The sequence below is a fragment of the Streptomyces sp. NPDC003697 genome, from assembly GCF_053587115.1.
This window is the reverse complement of the sequence record NZ_JBSFNN010000012.1, coordinates 96,285-117,227: the sequence shown is the minus strand read 5'-3', so window position 1 is coordinate 117,227 and position 20,943 is coordinate 96,285. Positions and strand designations below refer to the sequence as shown.

The following is a 20,943-nucleotide window of genomic DNA, read 5'->3' as shown; positions in this document are numbered from 1 at the left end:
GCTCCACCAAATTCGATCACGCGAGGAGAAAAATGCCATGTCCCAGACCCTGACGATCACCGAATGCCTCGAGTGCGACGCGGCGGTGCCCTGGGCAAGCGCCCCACAAGCGCCCACCGCACCCCCGGAAAAAAATTCCGCCGAGCCGTGCAACCCTTCCCCCGCTCCGCATGTCGTATCTGGCGTCAGGACCTCTGGTGGGGGACCCGGGGGGGATTACGAGAGGTTCTGACACGGAGGGGAAAGACGAGGGGGCCCGGTCGACGGACGGGGCCCCCTCGAAACCGTCCGGCCCTCAGAAGAACACCCCGCACCGCAGCAGCACGTTCGCGTACGGCCGCGCCTCCCCGGTCCGCACGACCAGGCGCGCCCCGGCCGACAGGGCCTTGAGCCGCTCGTGGGGGACGAGCGCCAGCCCGGAAAAGCACCCGTCCAGGAGCGCGGCCGCCGCCGGATTCGCCTGCCGCACCTCCTGCGCCGCCGTGGCGCCCTCCACCACCAGCTCCGCCAGCAGCCCGTCCAGCACCTCCGCGAACGACGGCACCCCGGCCCGGAACGCCAGATCCACCACCCGCGGCCCGTCCGGTATCGGCATGCCGGCGTCGCACACCAGCACCCCGTCCCCATGACCCAGCTCGGCCAGCGCCCCGGCGAGATGCCGGTTCAGAATCCCGGCCTTCTTCACCGCGCAGCCCCACCGGCGTCCCGCGCAGCCCCACCGGCGTCCTGCGCCACCCCACCGTCCGCACCGGACGACGACGCGTCCCCCGGCAACCCGCCCACCAGGGCGTCCACCTCCTCCGCCACCGGAAACGCCGCCTGCGCCCCCCGCCGGGTGACGGCCACCGCCCCCACCCGGGCCGCATACGCCGCCGCATCCACCAGCGACGCGCCCGCGCCCAGCCGCCAGGCCAGCGCCGCGGTGAACGCGTCGCCCGCACCCGTGGTGTCGACGGCCTCCACCCGCACGGACGGCACATGCGTGACCCCCTCGCCGGACGCCACCAGCGCACCCCCGGCGCCCAGGGTGACCACCACCGAGCGCGGACCGAGAGCGAGCAGGCCCCGCGCCCACTCCTCAGGACGGTCACCCCCCGCCCACTCCTCGGGACGGTCACCCCCCGCCCCCTCCCCCGAACGGTCACCCGCCCCCGCCAACAGCACCCTCGCCTCGTGCTCGTTCACGATCAGCGGATCGCACGCGGCCAGCACCTCCGCCGGCACCGCGCGCGGCGGCGACGGGTTCAGCACGAACCGGCTCCCGGGCGCCAGGCGCCGGACCAGCTCCACGACGGTCTCCAGCGGGATCTCCAACTGTGTCGAGACCACCCGGGAGGCCCCCAGCAGGGCCGACGCGTTCCGCACGTCCTCCGGCGTGAGCCGCCCGTTGGCGCCCGGCGACACCACGATGCTGTTGTCCCCCGACGGGTCCACGGTGATCAGCGCAACCCCGGTCGGGGCGCCCCCGACCAGCACACCCGCCGTGTCGACCCCGGCCGCCCGCTGCGAGTCGAGCAGCAGCCGGCCGTGCGCGTCGTCGCCGACCCGGGCGAGCAGGGCCGTCCGGGCCCCGAGCCGGGCCGCGGCGACCGCCTGGTTCGCACCCTTGCCGCCGGGGTGGACGGCCAGGTCGGAACCGAGCACCGTCTCCCCGGCCGAGGGCCGCCGCTCGACGCCGATCACCAGGTCGGCGTTGGCCGACCCCACGACCAACAGGTCGTAGTCGTACATGGAATGACTCCCTGAAAGTCCCTGCCGGCCAGCCGGTCCTGCTGCCGGTCCTGCTGACACTGCCGACCTGCTGACACTGCCGACCTGCCGACCTGCCGACCTGCCGACCTGCCGACCTGCCGGCCAGCCGGTCAGCTGCCGGTCCTGCTGACCCTGCCGGCCTGCCGGCCAGCCGGTCCTGCTGCCGGCCCCGCTGACCCTGCCCGCCGGCCGGTCCCGCTCACCCTGCCCGTCCTGCTGCCGGCCCAGCCGCCCCCCGCCGGACGAACCACGGGCGGGCGGTCCGGACGACCACCCGCCCACCGTCCCGCGTCAGCCGCTGAACCCGGCCACGTTCTCCTTCGTCACCACCTTGACCGGCACCTTCACCGTCGTGGAGACCTCCTTGCCCCGGACCGCCCGCAGCGCGTTGTCCACGGCGATCTTCCCGAGCCGGCTGGGCTGCTGAGCCACGGAGGCGTACAGGGTGCCGTCCTTGACGGCCTCGAGCCCGTCCGGGGTGCCGTCGAAACCGATCACCGGCACCGACGTACCGGCCTTCGCGCCCAGCGCCTTGATCGCGCCGAGGGCCATCTCGTCGTTCGCGGCGATCACGCCCTGGACGTCGGGGTGGGCCTGGAGCAGGTTCGACATCACGTCGAGTCCCTTGGTGCGGTCGAAGTCCGCGGGCTGCTGGGCGACGACCCGGATGCCGGGGTAGGCCTTCAGGCCCCGGGCGAAGCCCGCGGCCCGCTCGCGGGCGGCGGAGGTGCCGGCCTGGCCCTGGAGGACGACGATCCGCCCGTTGCCGCCGAGCTTCTCGGCGAGCGTCCGGGCGGCGAGCTCACCGCCGGCGACGTTGTCGGACGCCACCAGTGTGGCCGTGGTGGCCCCGTTGACGCCGCGGTCGACGGCGATCACGGGGATGTCCGCCTTGCCGGCGGACCTCACCGGCGGTCCCGCCGCGTCGGAGTCGACCGGGTTGACGATGATCGCGCCGAGGCCGGCACTGGTGAAGTTCTGCAGCTGGTTGGCCTGCTGGGAGGCGTCGTTCTGGGCGTCCGTGACGGTCAGGTCGACGCCCAGCCTCTTCGCCTCGGCCTGCGCCCCCGACCGGATCTGCACGAAGAAGGGGTTGTTCAGCGTCGACAGCGACAGGCCCACCTTCGGCGCGGCGGACGCCGGGGCGCCGTCGTGCAGGAAGGACGTCGCGCCGACCACGGCCACGGTGACCACGGCGGCCAGCCCGTAGGTCGCGGCCTGCCGCCCCTTGCCGCCGCCCGGGGAGGTGCCGGCCGCGGCCGGCGTCGCCCCCGCCTTGCGGCGCACGGTGTCCAGCAGCACCGCGAGCGCGATCACGACACCGATGACGACCTGCTGCCAGAAGGCGGACACCGACAGCAGGTTGAGGCCGTTGCGCAGCACCGCGAGGATCAGCGCGCCGACGAGCGTGCCGGACGCCTTGCCGGTGCCGCCCGCGAGCGAGGCGCCGCCGATGACGACCGCCGCGATCGCGTCCAGCTCGTAGCCCTGAGCGGCCTGCGGCTGCGCGGAGGACAGACGCGCGGCGAGCACGATGCCGGCGGCCGCGGCGAACAGCCCGGACAGGGCGTAGATCGCGAGCTTCTGCTTCCTCACCCTCAGACCCGACAGCCGGGCCGCCTCCTCGTTGCCGCCGATCGCGTACATCGAGCGGCCGATGTAGGTCCGGCCCAGCACGAACGCCGTCAGCAGGCCCAGGACGACCATGACGAGCACGGGCACCGGCAGCCAGCCGCCGAGGGTGTCGCCGAGGTGCGAGACGGAATCGGGCAGCGCGATCGGGGAGCCCTGGGAGACGACCAGGGACAGGCCGCGGCCCACGGAGAGCATCGCCAGCGTCGCGATGAACGGCGGCAGCTTCCCGTACGCGATCAGAAACCCGTTGACCAGGCCGCAGACGATGCCCGTGGCGATCGCCAGGACGACCGCGAGGGCCACCGGCACCCCGGCGGACGTGGCGCTCCAGGCGAGCACGGTGGCCGACAGCGCCGCCACCGAGCCGACCGACAGGTCGATGCCCGCGGCGACGATGACGAAGGTGACGCCGAAGGCGAGGATGGCGGTGACGGCCGCCTGGACGCCGATGTTGAGCAGGTTGTCCGCGGTCAGGAAGTCGCCGGACAGCGCCGACAGGGCGGCGACGAGGACGATGAGCGCGGTGAGCGCGCCGTTGTCGAGCAGGACGCGGCGCAGGCCGCCCGAGGCGTTCCGCGCTCCCGTCGTGCTCGTGAGCGTGTCAGTGGCCACGGGAGGCCTCCGTTCCGGTCGTGGACGTCGGGGAAGTGGTGGAAGCCGGCGTGGACGGGGTCCGGGCCGGTGCGGTCCTCGGAGCCGCGGGAGCCGCCGGCGGGTGGGGCGCGCCGACGGCGAGCGCCATCACGGCGTCCTGGGTGGCCTCGGCGGCGGGCAGCTCGCCGGCGATCCGGCCCTGGGCCATGACCAGCACCCGGTCGCTCATCCCGAGCACCTCGGGCAGGTCGCTGGAGATCATCAGGACGGCGGCGCCGGCGGCCGTCAGCTCATTGACGAGCTGGTAGATCTCGACCTTGGCGCCGACGTCGATGCCGCGCGTCGGCTCGTCGAGGATGAGGACCCTGGTGTCGGCCAGGAGCCACTTGCCGATGACGACCTTCTGCTGGTTGCCGCCGGACAGGGTCCGCACGTGCTGCCCGAGTCCGGCCATCCGCACGCCGAGCTGCCCGGCGATCCGGGCGGCGGCCTCGCGCCGGCCCTTGAGGTCGACGAGGCCCGCGCGGGTCGACGAGCGCAGGGTGACCAGTCCGAGGTTCTCCTCGACGGAGGCGTCCAGCACCAGGCCCTGGCCCTTGCGGTCCTCGGGCACGAGCCCGACGCCGGCCGCCAGGGCCGCGGCGACGTCGTGGCGCCGCAGCGCGGTGCCCGCGACCCGCACCGCGCCGCTGTCGTAGGGGTCGGCGCCGAACACGGCCCGGACCACCTCCGTCCGGCCGGCTCCGACCAGCCCGGCGATGCCGACGACCTCACCGGCGTGCACCTCGAAGCTGACGTCGTGGAAGACGCCGTCCCGCGTCAGGCCCTCGACGGTGAGCAGCGCGGTTCCGGGTTCGGTGCGCTCCCGCGGGTACTGCTGCTCGATCGACCGTCCCACCATCAGGCGGACCAGCTCGTCCTGGGGCGTGGTGGCGGGCACCTGGCCGACGCTCCGGCCGTCGCGGATGACGGTGACGCGGTCGCCGAGGGCGGCGATCTCCTCCAGGTGGTGCGTGATGAACACGATGCCGACGCCGTCCTCGCGCAGCGCCCGCACGATGGCGAACAGCTTCTCGACCTCCTCCGAGGTGAGCACGGCCGTCGGCTCGTCCATGACGAGCACCCGCGCGTCCAGGCTGAGCGCCTTGGCGATCTCCACCATCTGCAGGCGCGCGATGCCGAGTTCGCGGACCCGGACGCGGGGGGACACGTCCACGCCGACCCGGGCGAGGAGTGCGGCGGCGTCCGCCTCCATCCGCTTGCGGTCGATCATCCCGAAGCGGCGCGGCTGGCGGCCCAGGAAGATGTTCTCGGCGACCGTCAGGTCGGGCACCAGGTTGAACTCCTGGTAGATCGTGGCGATGCCGAGACGCTCGGAGTCCTGGGCCCCGCCGATGCGCACTTCCTCGCCGCCGACCCGGATCCGCCCGGCGTCGGGGGTGTAGGCGCCCGAGAGCATCTTGATCAGGGTGCTCTTGCCCGCGCCGTTCTCGCCGAGCAGCACGTGCACCTCGCCGCGGCGCAGGTCGAAGTCGACGCCGTCGAGGGCGACCACGCCGGGAAAGGTCTTGCGGATGCCTTCGATGCGCAGCAACTCGTCCGGACTGCTCACGCCTTGCTCCTTTGCCTGGGGGAGGTCCGCCGCGCAGCGGGCTCCTGCGCGGGAGCCGGCTCGCCGCACGAGCGGCGTACGACGAGCCGGGCGGGGAGGGTGACGGACCGGGGTGTCCGGCCCTCGATGCGGTCGACCAGGGCGCGCACGGCGGCGCGGCCCAGTGCTCCGGTGGGCTGGGCGATCGCGGTGACCGGCGGATCGGTGTGCGGGAACCAGCGGATGTCGTCGAAGGCCGCCAGCGCGATGTCGTCGGGCACGCGCAGTCCGCGCGCCCGGATCGCGTCCAGCGCGCCGAGCGCCATCAGGTTGTCTGCGGCGAAGACGACCTCGGGCGGCTCGGCGAGACGGAGGAAGCCCTCGGTGACCCGGCGGCCGCTGTCGGCCTGGAAGTCGCCCTGGCCGACGTAGGCGTCCGGCAGTGGGATCCCGTACTCGGCCAGGGCCTCGCGGAACGCCTCGACGCGCTCGCGGCCGGTGGTGGTGGCCGCGGGGCCCGCGATGATCGCCAGCCGGCGGTGGCCCAGCCCGTGGAGGTGGGCCACCAGGTCCCGTACGGCCGCCCGTCCGTCCGACCGGACCACCGGTACGTCGACGCCCTCGATCCACCGGTCCACGAAGACCATCGGCGTGCCCGCCCGGGCGGCGTCGAGCATCAGCGGGGAGCCGCCGTCGGCGGGGGAGACCAGCAGGCCGTCGATGCGCCGGTCGAGCAGGGTGCGGACATGGTGGTCCTGCAGTTCGGGCCGCTCGTCGGCGTTGCCGATGATCACGCTGTAGCCGAGGGCGCGGGCCTCCTCCTCGACGGAGCGGGCGAGTTCCGTGAAGTACGGGTTGAGGACGTCGCTGATGACCAGGCCGAGGGTGCGGGTCTGGTCGGTGCGCAGCGACCGGGCGAGGGCGTTCGGGCGGTAGCCGAGCGCTGTGACGGCGGCCAGCACGCGGGCGCGCGCGTCGGCGCTGACCGACGGGTGCTCGTTCAGGACGCGCGACACCGTGGCGACGGAGACCCCGGCCTGCGCGGCGACGTCCTTGATACTCGCCATCGCCCGCTCCACCTCCTCGTCGAAAGCAGCGAACACAGTGAAAGCACTGAAAGCCGTGGAATCGATTACATCCACGCGTACAGAGGATTGGAATCGATTACACGAGGGTTGATCAACCCCTCAACCACTCGCTGAGACCGGATCGTGATGAACCGCGCTCAGATGAGCGATCCCGGCGGCCCGGCCGGAGCGGCCCCCCACGCTCCGCGCGGTGTCGGACCCCCGCTGTAGCGTCGGAGTCATGTCCAACCAGGCGGGGAGTACCTCTCAGGCAGGAGGCGCGGAGCGGCGGCTCGCCGTGCTGGAAGGTGTTCTGGAGCGCATCACCTACGCCAACGAGGAGAACGGCTACACGGTCGCCCGTGTCGACACCGGCAGGGGCGGTGGGGACCTGCTCACCGTGGTCGGCGCACTGCTCGGCGCGCAGGTGGGGGAGTCGCTGCGGATGGGGGGCCGCTGGGGCTCCCATCCGCAGTACGGACGGCAGTTCCTCGTGGAGAACTACACGACCGTCCTGCCCGCCACCGTCCAGGGCATCCGGCGCTACCTCGGCTCGGGTCTGGTCAAGGGGATCGGCCCGGTCTTCGCCGACCGCATCACGCAGCACTTCGGCGTGGACACGCTGCGGATCATCGAGGAGGAGCCGAAGCGGCTCGTCGAGGTCCCCGGGCTGGGCCCCAAGCGCACCAGGAAGATCGCCGACGCCTGGGAGGAGCAGAAGGCGATCAAGGAGGTCATGCTCTTCCTCCAGACCGTCGAGGTCTCGACCTCCATCGCGGTGCGCATCTACAAGAAGTACGGCGACGCCTCGATCTCGGTGGTGCGCGACCAGCCCTACCGGCTGGCCGCCGACGTATGGGGCATCGGCTTCCTGACCGCCGACCGCATCGCCCAGTCCGTCGGCATCCCGCACGACAGCCCGGAGCGCGTCAAGGCCGGCCTGCAGTACGCCCTGTCGCAGTCCGCCGACCAGGGCCACTGCTTCCTGCCCGAGGAGCGGCTGATCGCGGACGGGGTCAAGCTGCTCCAGGTCGACACGGGGCTCGTCATCGAGTGCCTAGCCGAGCTCGCCGAGCCCCCGGAGGACGGTTCCGACCCCGGTGTCGTCCGGGAGAAGGTGCCCGGGCCGGACGGCGGGGACCCCGTCACCGCGATCTACCTGGTCCCCTTCCACCGGGCCGAACTCTCCCTGTCCGCGCAGCTGCTGCGCCTGCTGCGGACCGAACAGGACCGGATGCCGGCCTTCCGGGAGGTCGCCTGGGACCGGGCGCTCCACTGGCTGAAGGGGCGGACGGGAGCCGACCTCGCTCCCGAGCAGGAGGCGGCCGTGCGGCTGGCGCTCACCGAGAAGGTGGCCGTCCTGACCGGCGGCCCCGGCTGCGGCAAGTCCTTCACCGTGCGCTCGATCGTGGAGCTGGCCCGCGCGAAGAAGGCGAAGGTGGTGCTGGCCGCGCCCACCGGCCGCGCCGCCAAGCGGCTCGCCGAGCTGACCGGGGCAGAGGCCTCCACCGTCCACCGTCTGCTGGAGCTCAAGCCCGGCGGGGACGCCGCGTACGACAGGGACCGCCCGCTGGACGCCGACCTCGTGGTCGTGGACGAGGCCTCGATGCTGGACCTGCTGCTGGCCAACAAGCTGGTCAAGGCCGTGCCGGCGGGAGCCCACCTGCTCCTCGTCGGGGACGTGGACCAGTTGCCCAGCGTCGGCGCCGGTGAGGTGCTGCGCGACCTGCTGGCCGAGGGCGGCCCGGTCCCCGCGGTCCGCCTCACCCGCGTCTTCCGCCAGGCCCAGCAGTCGGGCGTGGTGACCAACGCCCATCGCATCAACGCCGGGCAGCACCCCCTGACCGACGGCATGAAGGACTTCTTCCTCTTCGTCGAGGACGACACCGAGGCGGCCGGCCGGCTCACCGTGGACGTCGCCGCCCGGCGGATCCCCGCCCGGTTCGGGCTCGACCCGCGCCGGGACGTGCAGGTGCTGGCCCCCATGCACCGCGGTCCGGCGGGCGCCGGCGCGCTGAACGGGCTGCTCCAGCAGGCGATCACCCCGGGGCGGCCCGATCTGCCCGAGAAACGGTTCGGCGGCCGGGTCTTCCGGGTCGGCGACAAGGTCACCCAGATCCGCAACAATTACGAGAAGGGGAAGAACGGTGTCTTCAACGGCACCGTGGGCGTGGTCACCTCGCTCGACCCGGTCGACCAGCGCCTGACGGTGCTGACCGACGAGGACGAGGAGGTCCCCTACGAGTTCGACGAGCTGGACGAACTGGCGCACGCCTACGCGGTCACCATCCACCGCTCCCAGGGCAGCGAGTACCCGGCCGTGGTGATCCCGGTGACGACCGGCGCCTGGATGATGCTCCAGCGGAACCTGCTGTACACGGCGGTCACGCGGGCGCGGAAGCTGGTCGTCCTCGTCGGGTCGCGCAAGGCCGTCGGCCAGGCGGTGCGCACGGTGTCGGCGGGGCGGCGCTGTACGGCGCTCGACTTCCGGCTGGGTGGCGCCTGAGCCCGCCCGGGCAACTCGCCGTCCCGGCACCGGGAAAAAATGATCGATCAAATGAGTCGCGAAGGTCACACACCACTTCCCGTCGCCGGGGCGAGGGGGCAGGATGAGCAGGTTGGCGGCACTGAGTGCCGCCGACGGGCCCAATGGTCGACCCCGAGTGCACTCTCCTGAGCCAAATGGGGGATGGTAGAGACAGTCAGGGCACCTCGAAGATGAGGCACTACGTCGGTGAGGGAAGACGTGAGCGACAACTCTGTAGTACTGCGGTACGACGGCAGCGAGTACACCTACCCGGTGATCGACAGCACCGTCGGCGACAAGGGCTTCGACATCGGGAAGCTGCGTGCCCATACCGGCCTGGTGACCCTGGACAGCGGGTACGGCAACACTGCCGCCTACAAATCCGCCATCACCTATCTCGACGGTGAGCAGGGTGTTCTCCGGTACCGCGGCTACCCGATCGAGCAGCTGGCCGAGCGCTCCACATTTCTGGAGGTGGCCTACCTGCTGATCAACGGTGAGCTGCCGACCGTCGACGAGCTCACCTCCTTCAAGAACGACATCACGCAGCACACCCTGCTGCACGAGGACGTCAAGAACTTCTACAAGGGCTTCCCGCGTGACGCCCACCCGATGGCGATGCTGTCCTCGGTCGTCTCGGCGCTGTCGACCTTCTACCAGGACAGCCACAACCCGTTCGACGAGACGCAGCGCAACCTCTCCACCATCCGGCTGCTCGCCAAGCTGCCGACGATCGCGGCGTACGCGTACAAGAAGTCGATCGGCCACCCGTTCGTCTACCCGCGCAACGATCTCGGCTACGTCGAGAACTTCCTGCGCATGACCTTCTCGGTCCCGGCCCAGGACTACGAGCTCGACCCGACCGTGGTGTCGGCCCTGGACAAGCTGCTCATCCTGCACGCGGATCACGAGCAGAACTGCTCGACCTCCACGGTCCGCCTGGTCGGCTCCTCGCAGGCGAACATGTTCGCCTCGATCTCCGCGGGCATCAACGCCCTGTGGGGCCCGCTGCACGGCGGCGCCAACCAGTCCGTGCTGGAGATGCTGGAGGGCATCCGCGACGCCGGCGGCGACGTCGACTCCTTCATCCGCAAGGTGAAGAACAAGGAGGACGGCGTTCGGCTGATGGGCTTCGGCCACCGGGTCTACAAGAACTTCGACCCGCGCGCGAAGATCATCAAGGCTGCCGCGCACGACGTGCTGTCCGCCCTCGGCAAGTCGGACGAGCTGCTGGACATCGCCCTGAAGCTGGAGGAGCACGCGCTCTCCGACGACTACTTCGTCTCGCGCAGCCTCTACCCGAACGTCGACTTCTACACCGGCCTCATCTACCGGGCCATGGGGTTCCCGACCGAGATGTTCACGGTCCTGTTCGCCCTGGGCCGCCTGCCGGGCTGGATCGCCCAGTGGCACGAGATGATCAAGGAGCCGGGCTCCCGCATCGGCCGCCCGCGCCAGATCTACACGGGCGTCGTCGAGCGCGACTTCGTGCCGGTCGAGGAGCGCTGAGCGCGAGGCAGGCTTCACCGGGCCCCGTGTCCGCCCCCGGGTGGCGCGGGGCCCGGACCCTGTCCTGACCGCGCCGGTCGCCTGCGGCTGACGGCACACGGACAAGCGGAAGGCGCCCCGGCGCGACGGTCCCCCCACGGGCCGACGGCCAGGGCGCCTTCCCATGTCCCGGTGCGGATTCCCCCCACGGGATCCGGCCGGGCGCCTGTGAGACCAGCGCCTGAATCGCTGTTGTGAGCGGAGCGAGCAGAACTCGCCCCACCCGGTCGATGGTGCTCTGTGGTCTTTCGTCGGTGCTGTGCTGCGGTCTGCCGGGACGCGCACGCGCGGGAGGGCCGCTCAAAGCTTCCCGGTGTACGTGCCCCGGCAACGCTCCCCGTGCTCTCGCGAGCAGGGGTACCCCCAACCGGAGAAGTCCCCCAAGACATCCCCGGAGGCCAGTAGGCGCCCCCCAAGACGCTTCCTGACATTGCCAACTTAGACCTTCGAACCCCTTCGGTGGTTACCTTCACATCACTGTGATCTGCGTCTCTTGCATATGTCCCTTAGGTGCGCAAGAGCCCCGATGCGACGATCGGGGACCCAAGCGTAAGGAAGATGCGCGAGCCGTGTGAAGAGCTTATGTGAGGCTCACGCCGGACTCCAGGGGGACGCCCGTTTTCACCTCAGCGGAATGTGCGCAGCCGGAGGCTGTTCGTGACCACGAACACCGACGAGAAGGCCATGGCGGCGCCCGCGATCATCGGGTTCAGCAGTCCGGCGGCGGCCAGCGGCAGCGCGGCCACGTTGTAGCCGAAGGCCCACACGAGGTTGCCCTTGATCGTGCTCAGCGTCCGCCGCGACAGCCGGATGGCGTCGGCGGCCACCCGCAGGTCCCCGCGCACCAGCGTCAGATCACCGGCCTCGATCGCGGCGTCGGTGCCGGTCCCCATGGCCAGGCCCAGGTCGGCGGTGGCGAGCGCGGCGGCGTCGTTGACCCCGTCGCCGACCATCGCCACGGTCCGCCCCTCGGCCTGGAGCCGCCTGACGGCGTCGACCTTGTCCTGCGGCAGCACCTCGGCGACCACGTCGCCGGGGCCGATGCCGACGCTGCGGGCCACGGACTCCGCGACCGTGCGGTTGTCGCCGGTCAGCAGGACCGGCCTGAGCCCCAGGGCGCGAAGCTGCCGTACCGCCTCGGCGCTGCCGTCCTTGACCGCGTCGGCCACGGCGACGACACCCCGTGCCGCCCCGTCCCAGGCGACCACCACGGCCGTACGGCCCTCCCGCTCGGCCTCGCGCCGGGCCAGGGCCAGCTCCGGCGGCAGGTCGCCGGCCTCCTCCAGCCGGCCCACGGCCACGTCCCGGTCCTCCACGCGCCCGCGCACGCCGCGTCCGGGCACGTTCTCGAAGTGCCCGACCGCGGGCAGCGGCCCGACGCGCTCCTCGGCCCCGGCCGCGATCGCCCGGGCCACCGGGTGCTCGGAGGCGTGCTCCAGGGCGCCGGCGAGGCGAAGCACCTCCTTCTCGTCGACTCCCCGCGCGGCGTGGACCTCCTGGAGGGTCATCCGGCCGGTGGTGACGGTGCCCGTCTTGTCGAGGACGACGGTGTCGACGCGGCGGGTCGACTCCAGCACCTCGGGGCCCTTGATCAGGATGCCGAGCTGGGCGCCCCGGCCGGTGCCGACCATCAGCGCGGTCGGCGTCGCCAGGCCCAGCGCGCACGGGCAGGCGATGATCAGCACCGCGACGGCCGCGGTGAACGCGGCGGTGGCGTCGCCCGTGGCGAACAGCCAGGCCAGCAGTGTGCCGAGGGCGATCAGGATGACCACGGGGACGAAGACGGCGGAGATCCGGTCGGCCAGCCGCTGCACCTCGGCCTTGCCGGTCTGCGCGTCCTCGACCAGCTTCGCCATCCGCGCCAGCTGGGTGTCCGCGCCGACGCGGGTCGCCGCCACGACGAGCCGGCCGCCGGCGTTCACGGTGGCACCGGTGACCGGGTCGCCGACGGCGACGTCCACCGGCACCGACTCGCCGGTCAGCATCGAGGCGTCGACCGCGGAGGCGCCCTCGACGACCGTGCCGTCCGTGGCGATCTTCTCGCCGGGACGGACGACGAACCGGTCGCCCACGGCCAGCGACGCGACCGGCACCCGCATCTCGCGTCCGTCCCGCAGGACGGAGACGTCCTTGGCGCCCAGTTCCATCAGGGCCCGCAGCGCCGCTCCGGCCCGCCGCTTCGAGCGGGCCTCCAGGTACCGGCCGAGCAGGATGAAGGCGACGACACCCGCGGCGACCTCCAGGTAGATCGTCGACGCGCCGTCCGTGCGGGAGACGGTGAGACGGAATTCGTCGTGCATGCCGGGCATCCCGGCGTCCCCGAGGAACAGCGCCCACAGCGACCAGCCGAACGCGGCCAAGGTGCCCACCGACACGAGGGTGTCCATGGTGGCGGCACCGTGCCGGGCGTTGGTGAGGGCCGCCCGGTGGAAGGGCAGGGCGCCCCAGACGACGACGGGCGCGGCCAGCGTCAGGCAGAGCCACTGCCAGTTGTCGAACTGCAGGGCGGGGATCATGGAGAGCAGGACGACGGGAACGGCGAGGACCACGGAGACGACGAGCCGCCGGCGGAGTGTTTCGAGCTCCGCGTCCCGCGGTGCCCGCCGCCCGGCGTCCGGCGCGGACTCCGGCTCGGGCTCGGACCGCGGCGGGGCGGGCTCCTCCGCGGTGTACCCCGTCCTCACCACGGTGGCGATCAGATCGGCGACCTGGACCTCCTGGGGGTGGCTGATCCGGGCCTTCTGCGTCGCGTAGTTCACGGTGGCGGTCACACCGTCCATGCGGTTGAGCTTCTTCTCGACGCGGGCCGCGCAGGAGGCGCAGGTCATCCCGCCGATCAGCAGCTCCACGTCCGCGGTGTGCGGCGCCGCTGCGGGGGTCTCCGCGGTGGTGCGGGTGGTCATGTCCGGGCTCCAGACGACGGACCGGGCCGTACGGAGCCAGTATGAGCTGGTCGGCAGGGCCCGGTCGGGGAACAGATGGGTGCTGCCCGGCCGGTCGTGCGTGGCCGTGGGGTTGCGGGTCAGGCCTTGCCGGCGAGTTCGAAGCCCGCCTCGTCCACGGCGGCGCGCACCGCCTCGTCGTCGAGCGGGGCGGCGGAGACGACGGTGACCTCACCGGTGGAGGCCACGGCCTTCACCGAGCTGACGCCGGGGATCTCGGAGATCTCCGCGGAGACGGAGCCCTCGCAGTGTCCGCAGCTCATGCCGCTCACCTTGTAGACGGTGGTGACGGCGGTGGTCTCGGCGCTCATGGTCGTTCTCCTCGGGGAGGCGGGTGGGGCTGACGTGGCCCACGAGGGACTCACTTCCCTCACACTATACCCCTAGGGGGTATCACTCCAAGGATCGCCGCGGTGCGTCGGTCCGAGTGGTCCCCATGGGACGGCGGCAGGCCACCTGGCCGGGCGGGTACCCCACCGCCCGAGAACCTGGCCGCGGCGCGTACTAGCGTTCCCCCAAGAAAGCGTGACCCCGGGCGCCGGCCCTCTTCCGGCGCCCCGGGACCCTGGACGCGGACGGAAGGCGAGGCGGCAATGCGGGCGGTGGTGTTCGAGCGGTACGGGGAGCCGGCCGAGGTACGGGAGGTGCCGGACCCCCGGCCCGCCGAGCACGGCGTGGTGGTGCGCGTCGAGGCGACCGGTCTGTGCCGCAGCGACTGGCACGGCTGGCAGGGGCACGACCCCGGCATCACCCTGCCGCACGTGCCCGGGCACGAGCTCGCCGGTGTGGTCGAGGCGGTCGGCCCGGGAGTGACCCGCCGACGGCCGGGCGACCGGGTGACCGTCCCCTTCGTCTGCGCCTGCGGGACCTGCGCCTCCTGCGCGGCGGGCGATCAGCAGGTGTGCGAACGGCAGACGCAGCCCGGCTTCACGCACTGGGGCTCCTTCGCCGAGTATGTCGCGCTGGACCACGCCGACGTGAACCTGGTCCCCGTGCCCGACGGCATGTCCTCCGCGACGGCGGCCTCGCTCGGCTGCCGGTTCGCCACGGCGTTCCGGGCGGTGGTCCAGCAGGGCCGGGTGGCGCCCGGCGAGTGGGTGGCCGTGCACGGCTGCGGGGGCGTGGGCCTCTCGGCGGTGATGATCGCGGCGGCGTCCGGGGCGCGGGTGGTGGCCGTGGACGTCTCGCCGCAGGCCCTGGACCTCGCCCGGAAGTTCGGCGCGGCCGCCTGTGTGGACGGCTCGGACGCGGCGGACACGGCGGAGCGGGTCCGGGAGGTGACCGGCGGCGGTGCCCATCTCTCGCTCGACGCCCTCGGCTCGCCCGCCACCTGCGCGGCCTCCGTGAACGGCCTGCGCCGCCGGGGCCGTCACGTGCAGGTCGGGCTGCTGCCCTCCCCGTCGGGCACGACGGCCGTGCCCATGGCCCGCGCGATCGCCCTGGAACTGGAGATCCTCGGCAGCCACGGCATGGCCGCCCACTCCTACCCGCCGATGCTCGCCCTGGTGGACGCCGGAATCCTGCGGCCCGACCTGCTGGTCACCGCGACCATCCCGCTCGCCGCGGCCCCGGACGCGCTGGCGGCGATGGGCACGGCCCCGGGCGCCGGAGTCACGGTGATCGATCCCTGGAGCTGATGGGACGGCGCCCCGCGCGCCCGGGCGGGGCACGCCGTCGCCCCCGTGCCTCCGCCCGGCGGGATCAGGCGCCGCTGCGGCCCCGGTTGCCGGGCCGGGAGGCCGCCCAGGCGCGGACCGTGTCGGCGTACCAGTAGGGCTTGCCGCCCTCCACGTGGTCGGGCGGGGGCAGCAGTCCGTGCTTGCGGTACGAGCGCACGGTGTCCGGCTGCACCCGGATGTGCGCCGCGATCTCCTTGTACGACCAGAGCCTTCGGTCGGTCATCAGTTGCACCCTCCCGCGCGCGCCGCGGCGGCGGCCGGGGAGGCCGTCGGGGGCGCCGGGCGCAGCGCTGGCGATCACCAGCCTGTGTCCCGTGAACGACGGACCCCGAGGAGGGGCAAGGCCCTGTCGTGCGGGTGTGACGCAGGACCCGCCCACCCGGTACATGTGTGACACGACGCGGGTGTTTGTGACAGACCCGACGCAAAGCGGCCCCGCCCCCGCGTGTCCGGGCGGACGACGGACGCCGTCCGGCGGCCGGCCGGACGACACAGGGCCTCGACAGGGGGCAGGCCCGCCGTCCGTGCGCCGCCGCGTGCCCTGCGGGGCGCCGGATGCACGTTCGGCGTCGGCGACGGCGCGTGGACCGCATCCGCGCCGGCCGGCGGTTGTACGGTGCAGACACCGGACGCCACAGCGGACGACGGGTCCCGGACCTCAGCCGGCCCGGTCACCGGCCGGTCCATCCGCCCCGCGGCGCCCGGCATCGATCGCCTCCGGCGCGGGAGGCCGCTTCGCCCTGGCAGGAGCGAAGTGCGAGCGTCGACTCCCCGCCCGCCGCGGCCCGCGCCGGAGGTTCCCGGGCGAGCGTGAGCGGAAGGGGCGCCGGTGATCCGGAACCGCGGAACAGGACGAGGACGGGGACGGCGCCCGGGACGAGCAGGGCGCGTCGCCCCCGCCCCGCCACGGGAGCCGGCTGCCGCGGCCGCCGTGGGCGAGGACCGCGCGCGTGCCGCGCGGGACGCCCGCCCGGGCAGGGGAGACTCCCACATGTGTCTACGCGACGACCGAAACCGCAGACACAGTGTCGGGCGCGCCCGGGGCGCGGGCCTGGTGGGATGTATCCGGGCCGAGACCGCGGCCCGACCGTCGCCGGTCACGGCACGCGAGCCGGACGAACGGCACGACTCGGGCCGACGCCGCCATCTGTGAAGGAGTAACCGGGCATGACGAAGATCGTCAACCACTGGATCGGCGGGAAGACCGTCGAAGGCGCTTCGGGCACGTACGGGCCGGTCACCGACCCGGCGACCGGGGCGGTCACCACGAAGGTCGCCTTCGCGACGGTCGACGAGGTGGACGCCGCGGTCGCCGCCGCCAAGGACGCCTTCGTCACCTGGGGCCAGTCCTCGCTGGCCCAGCGCACCACGATCCTGTTCCGGTTCCGTGCCCTGCTCGACGCCCACCGCGACGAGATCGCCGAGCTGATCACCGCCGAGCACGGCAAGGTGCACTCCGACGCACTCGGCGAGGTGGCCCGCGGCCTGGAGATCGTCGACCTCGCCTGCGGCATCAACGTCCAGCTCAAGGGCGAGCTGTCGACGCAGGTCGCCAGCCGCGTCGACGTGGCCGGGATCCGGCAGCCGCTGGGCGTGGTCGCCGGCATCACGCCCTTCAACTTCCCCGCGATGGTCCCGATGTGGATGTTCCCCGTCGCCATCGCCTGCGGCAACACCTTCGTGCTGAAGCCGAGCGAGAAGGACCCGTCGGCCTCCGTCAGGATCGCCGAGCTGCTGGCCGAGGCCGGCCTGCCGGACGGCGTATTCAACGTCGTCCACGGCGACAAGGTGGCCGTGGACCGCCTGCTGGAGCATCCGGACGTCAAGGCGGTGTCCTTCGTCGGCTCGACCCCGATCGCCCGGTACATCCACACCACCGCCTCCGCCAACGGCAAGCGCGTGCAGGCCCTGGGCGGCGCCAAGAACCACATGCTGGTCCTGCCGGACGCCGACCTGGACGCGGCCGCCGACGCCGCCGTCTCCGCCGCCTACGGCTCCGCCGGCGAGCGCTGCATGGCCATCTCCGCCGTCGTGGCGGTCGGCGCGATCGGTGACACGCTGGTGGAGAAGATCCGCGAGCGCGCCGAGAAGATCAAGATCGGTCCCGGCAACGACCCGGCGTCGGAGATGGGCCCGCTGATCACCGCGGCGCACCGCGACAAGGTGGCCTCCTACGTGGCGAACGCGGCCGCGGAGGGCGCCGAGGTCGTCCTCGACGGCACCGGCCACACCGTCGAGGGCTTCGAGAACGGGCACTGGATCGGCATCTCGCTGCTGGACAGGGTGCCGACCGGCGCGAAGGCGTACCAGGACGAGATCTTCGGCCCGGTGCTGTGCGTGCTGCGCGTGGACACCTACGAGGAGGGGCTGGCCCTCATCAACGCCTCGCCGTTCGGCAACGGCACCGCGATCTTCACCCGGGACGGCGGCGCGGCCCGCCGCTTCCAGCTGGAGGTGGAGGCCGGCATGGTCGGCGTCAACGTGCCGATCCCGGTCCCCGTGGGCTACCACTCCTTCGGCGGCTGGAAGGACTCCCTCTTCGGCGACCACCACATCTACGGCAACGACGGCACGCACTTCTACACCCGCGGCAAGGTGATCACCACCCGCTGGCCCGACCCGGCCGACGCGCCCACGGGCGTCGACCTCGGGTTCCCGCGCAACCACTGAGCGTGACGCGGATCCTCCGTCAGGTCGTCCGGATACCGGACGGCCTGACATTTTTTTACCGCCTCCACTGCGGATGCCGCGCATGCGGGACGAAACGGGTGACGCAGGCTCTTTGATTGCTCAGCCTGCGAAAGCAAGGTCATGGATCTTCAGGGCTTGGTGAATGCCTCGCTGGACCCTCGCAACCTGTGAAAGTGATGTGGGTAGCGTTCCTCCACACGTGCGGATTTCGAAGGCGGACAGGCATTGACGTGATGGTTTTCGTCGGGGTTCCATGCAGCGCCGGGAGCGGACGAGAGCACGTACGACCGAAGCCGCCGGAGGCGATAGCGCTCCCGACCCCCCATCTGCCGCACGCATCGATCGGAACCGCCGCATGACCGACACGCTCCGCCCTGTCGAAAAAGCCGTCCTGGAGACGGCCGACAGCCCCCAGAAGCTGAAGCGCTCCATCGGGGTGGTCGGCGGCACGCTCCTGACGCTCTCGTGCGTGACGCCCGCGTCCACGCTCTTCGTGGTGGTCCCCGACCTGTTCGGCTCGCTCGGCACCGCGACGGCCCTGACGATCGCCATCGGCTCCGTCCTCTGCATCGCCGTGGCGTTCTGCTACTCGGAGCTGGGCACCCTCATCCCCAGCGCGGGCGGCGAGTACGCCATGGTCTCGACGATGGCCGGACGTCTGGCGGGCTGGCTGGTCTTCGTGCTGTCCCTGCTGGTCGTCATGATCGTCCCGCCGGTGATCGCGATGGGCACGGCGGACTACGTGGCGCCGATCGTGCACCTCGACCCCGCCATGACGGGCGCGGGCGTGATGCTGCTGGCCACCCTCGCCGGTCTGCTGGACCTGCGCGCCAACGCCTGGATCACCGGCATCTTCCTGGTCCTGGAGGTGATCGCCGCCGCGGTCGTCGCGTTCCTGGGCTTCGCGCACGGCCACCGCGGCCCGGGCAGTCTGCTGTCCCTCCAGGTGGCCGGCGCGGACGGCCGCACGGACTCCGTCACGGCCATGCTGGTCGTCTCCGGCCTCGCCATCGCCCTGTTCATCACCCAGGGCTTCTCCACCGCCGTCTACCTGTCCGAGGAGCTGGAGCACCCGCGCCGCAACGTCGCCCGCACGGTGCTGGCCACCCTCGCCATCTCCTCCGTCATCATCCTGGTGCCGGTCGTCGCGATCACCCTGGGCGCCTCGAACGTCCAGGAGCTCACCGGCGGTGACCTCAGCGGCATGGTGACCGCCTGGTCCAACTCCGCCGTCGGCACCTTCGTCAGCCTCTGCGTCGCCCTGGCGATCGTCAACGCCGGCATCGTCATGGTCATCCAGAACTCCCGCGTCCTGTTCGCCTCGGCCCGCGACAGGGCCTGGCCGGAGCCGGTGAACAAGGCCTTCTCCCGGCTCGGCCGCTTCGGCTCCCCGTGGGTGTCCACGCTCGCGGTGGGCGTGCCCGGCGCCGTCCTGTGCTTCGTCAACCTGGACACGCTGTACGGCGTCACGGGTGTGTCCGTGACCGCGATGTACCTGCTCGTGGCCGTCGCCGCCCTGCCGGCCCGCCGCGGGTCCCACCGGCACACCCCCGCCTGGCGCATGCCGCTGTGGCCCGCGGTGCCGATCGCGCTGATCGTCGTCCTGGCGTACATCCTGATCCAGCAGGAGGTGCGCTACCTGCTGTGGACCGGGGGCATCACCGCCGTCGCCACCCTCTACTGGGCCCTCTACCTGCGTCCGCGCCGCGACACCCGCTGGCTGGTGACCGTCCCGGAGGACGCCCGGGCCTGACCCCTCCGCCCGCCTCGGACGCGCCTGCGCCACCCGGCCGTTCCGCCGCCCCTGCCCCATCCCGCGCCGCGGGAGGCGGCAGGGGCGACGTCGTTCCCGGCCGCGCCCGCCCGCCCCAGGGACGCCCCGGTGCTCCGCGGAATTCGGTGACCGCCGGGCCCTTCCCCGTGCGGGGCGGTCCAACCGGGTGAATGTGCGCTACCAAATCGCGTGCGCCCGGTTGATGAAGCAGTAGGGCATGCGGCGCCACGAGAAAGGAACACGCAGTGCTCGAGAAGGCGATGTCGCCCGTCTGCCTTGCGCCGTCACGTGTTCGCCCCGTACGCGCGGCGGGAAATCCCGCCGCGCCCCCCGAAGCGGCCCTGCTCGTCCGGGTTCCGTTGCGCACTTCCGGTGAGCGAGTGCGGGACACGGGCCATTTCCCCACGCGGAACCGGCGATCGGCCGGGAGTGCGAGAACGACCGGCCGCCTGACGCGCCGGCCCCTTCCGGCGGAGTCACCGCCGCCCTCGACCGTCGAGCTCCGTGCCGAGGCCGGCTCCCCCCACTCTTCGAAGAGGAAGACCACTACATTGCGACAGACCCTGAGCAGGGGAGTGTTCACGGCGGCCGCCGCCACGGGCATTCTTTCTCTGTACGCCGGCTCCGCCCTCGCCGACTCGCACGCGGCGGGAGCCGCCGTGGACTCCGGCGGTCTGCTGTCGGGGAACACCGTGCAGTTGCCGGTCGAGGTGCCGGTGAACCTGTGCGGCAACACCGTCAGCGTGGTCGGGGCACTGAACGACGCGCTCGGCAACGACTGCAGGAACGGCGCGGAGAGGCCCTCGGACGACCACTCCGACGATGACTCCGACGACGAGCAGGAGGAGACGCAGGCGCCGCCCACCGACGACTGCGAGACGCCTCCGCCCTCCGACACCCCCGCCCCGACTCCCCCCGCCGACGTCGACACGCCGCGCCCCACCCCGCCCGCCGTGCCGAGCACCTCGACGCCGCCCGCGGCAGAGCAGCCCGGCGAGCCGCCGCAGCTGGCCGAGACCGGCACCAAGTCCCTGCTGGCGGCCTCGGCCGCCGGCGCGGCCCTGATCGCCGGCGGGGCGACGATGTACCGCCGGGGCCGGGCCGCCGCCCGCCGGTAGCCGCCCCGGGTGCCCGGACGGGCAG

14 protein-coding genes and 1 pseudogene are annotated in these 20,943 nt (G+C 72.6%); 7 read left to right on the top strand and 8 right to left on the bottom strand.

Annotated features, from left to right (window positions below; all coding sequences use genetic code 11):
* Positions 1-295: 295 nt before the first annotated feature.
* The 5 genes from rbsD to ACWDNY_RS07645 form a co-directional block, all read right to left on the bottom strand.
* Positions 296-685, bottom strand: coding sequence for a D-ribose pyranase (gene rbsD, locus ACWDNY_RS07665; RefSeq protein ID WP_451644802.1), 390 nt, complete (start codon positions 683-685; stop codon positions 296-298).
* The gene (locus tag ACWDNY_RS07660) at positions 682-1,731 is read right to left on the bottom strand and encodes a ribokinase (RefSeq protein WP_451644801.1); all 1,050 of its coding nucleotides are present in this window, start codon (positions 1,729-1,731) and stop codon (positions 682-684) included. Before ACWDNY_RS07660 ends, rbsD begins: the two co-directional genes overlap by 4 nt.
* Before the next feature lie 312 nt (positions 1,732-2,043).
* Positions 2,044-3,999 carry an ABC transporter permease/substrate-binding protein gene (locus tag ACWDNY_RS07655; protein WP_451644800.1) on the bottom strand — a complete coding sequence of 652 codons (1,956 nt, stop codon included), beginning with the start codon at positions 3,997-3,999 and terminating at the stop codon, positions 2,044-2,046.
* Complete coding sequence (locus ACWDNY_RS07650; RefSeq protein ID WP_451644799.1) at positions 3,989-5,593, bottom strand: sugar ABC transporter ATP-binding protein; 1,605 nt, start codon at positions 5,591-5,593, stop codon at positions 3,989-3,991. Before ACWDNY_RS07650 ends, ACWDNY_RS07655 begins: the two co-directional genes overlap by 11 nt.
* Positions 5,590-6,639: a LacI family DNA-binding transcriptional regulator gene (locus ACWDNY_RS07645; RefSeq protein ID WP_451644808.1), complete on the bottom strand. Its 1,050-nt coding sequence runs from the start codon at positions 6,637-6,639 to the stop codon at positions 5,590-5,592. The genes ACWDNY_RS07650 and ACWDNY_RS07645 overlap by 4 nt, the downstream gene beginning before the upstream one ends.
* A 241-nt stretch (positions 6,640-6,880) precedes the next feature.
* Here ACWDNY_RS07645 and recD2 point away from each other — a divergent pair, with 241 nt between their 5' ends.
* Together recD2 and ACWDNY_RS07635 are read left to right on the top strand one after the other, a co-directional pair.
* Complete coding sequence (recD2, locus tag ACWDNY_RS07640) at positions 6,881-9,145, top strand: SF1B family DNA helicase RecD2 (RefSeq protein ID WP_451644798.1); 2,265 nt, start codon at positions 6,881-6,883, stop codon at positions 9,143-9,145.
* A gap of 240 nt (positions 9,146-9,385) precedes the next feature.
* Positions 9,386-10,675 carry a citrate synthase gene (locus ACWDNY_RS07635; RefSeq protein ID WP_451644797.1) on the top strand — a complete coding sequence of 430 codons (1,290 nt, stop codon included), beginning with the start codon at positions 9,386-9,388 and terminating at the stop codon, positions 10,673-10,675.
* A 665-nt stretch (positions 10,676-11,340) separates the two neighbouring features.
* Here ACWDNY_RS07635 and ACWDNY_RS07630 read toward each other — a convergent pair.
* Positions 11,341-13,617, bottom strand: a complete 2,277-nt coding sequence (locus ACWDNY_RS07630) for a heavy metal translocating P-type ATPase (RefSeq protein WP_451644796.1) — start codon at positions 13,615-13,617, stop codon at positions 11,341-11,343.
* Positions 13,618-13,736: 119 nt separating this feature from the next.
* Entirely contained in the window at positions 13,737-13,967 is a 231-nt protein-coding gene (locus ACWDNY_RS07625; protein WP_451644795.1) for a heavy-metal-associated domain-containing protein, read from the bottom strand.
* Positions 13,968-14,249: 282 nt separating this feature from the next.
* Here ACWDNY_RS07625 and ACWDNY_RS07620 point away from each other — a divergent pair, with 282 nt between their 5' ends.
* Positions 14,250-15,293: a zinc-dependent alcohol dehydrogenase family protein gene (locus ACWDNY_RS07620; RefSeq protein ID WP_451644794.1), complete on the top strand. Its 1,044-nt coding sequence runs from the start codon at positions 14,250-14,252 to the stop codon at positions 15,291-15,293.
* Positions 15,294-15,357: 64 nt separating this feature from the next.
* On the opposite strand, the gene ACWDNY_RS07615 is transcribed toward ACWDNY_RS07620, so the two are convergent.
* Complete coding sequence (locus tag ACWDNY_RS07615) at positions 15,358-15,558, bottom strand: helix-turn-helix transcriptional regulator (RefSeq protein ID WP_451644793.1); 201 nt, start codon at positions 15,556-15,558, stop codon at positions 15,358-15,360.
* Between the two features lie 745 nt (positions 15,559-16,303).
* On the opposite strand from ACWDNY_RS07615, the pseudogene ACWDNY_RS07610 reads away from it, so the two are divergent.
* The 4 genes and pseudogenes from ACWDNY_RS07610 to ACWDNY_RS07595 form a co-directional block, all read left to right on the top strand.
* Positions 16,304-16,488, top strand: a pseudogene (locus tag ACWDNY_RS07610) (hypothetical protein); the annotation flags it as partial.
* Positions 16,489-16,502: 14 nt separating this feature from the next.
* Positions 16,503-18,005 carry a CoA-acylating methylmalonate-semialdehyde dehydrogenase gene (gene mmsA, locus ACWDNY_RS07605; protein WP_451644792.1) on the top strand — a complete coding sequence of 501 codons (1,503 nt, stop codon included), beginning with the start codon at positions 16,503-16,505 and terminating at the stop codon, positions 18,003-18,005.
* 376 nt (positions 18,006-18,381) lie between these two features.
* Positions 18,382-19,779 (top strand): APC family permease, encoded by a 1,398-nt coding sequence (locus ACWDNY_RS07600; RefSeq protein ID WP_451644791.1) that lies wholly within the window; start codon positions 18,382-18,384, stop codon positions 19,777-19,779.
* A 572-nt stretch (positions 19,780-20,351) separates the two neighbouring features.
* Complete coding sequence (locus ACWDNY_RS07595; protein ID WP_451644790.1) at positions 20,352-20,918, top strand: chaplin family protein; 567 nt, start codon at positions 20,352-20,354, stop codon at positions 20,916-20,918.
* Positions 20,919-20,943 lie beyond the last annotated feature (25 nt).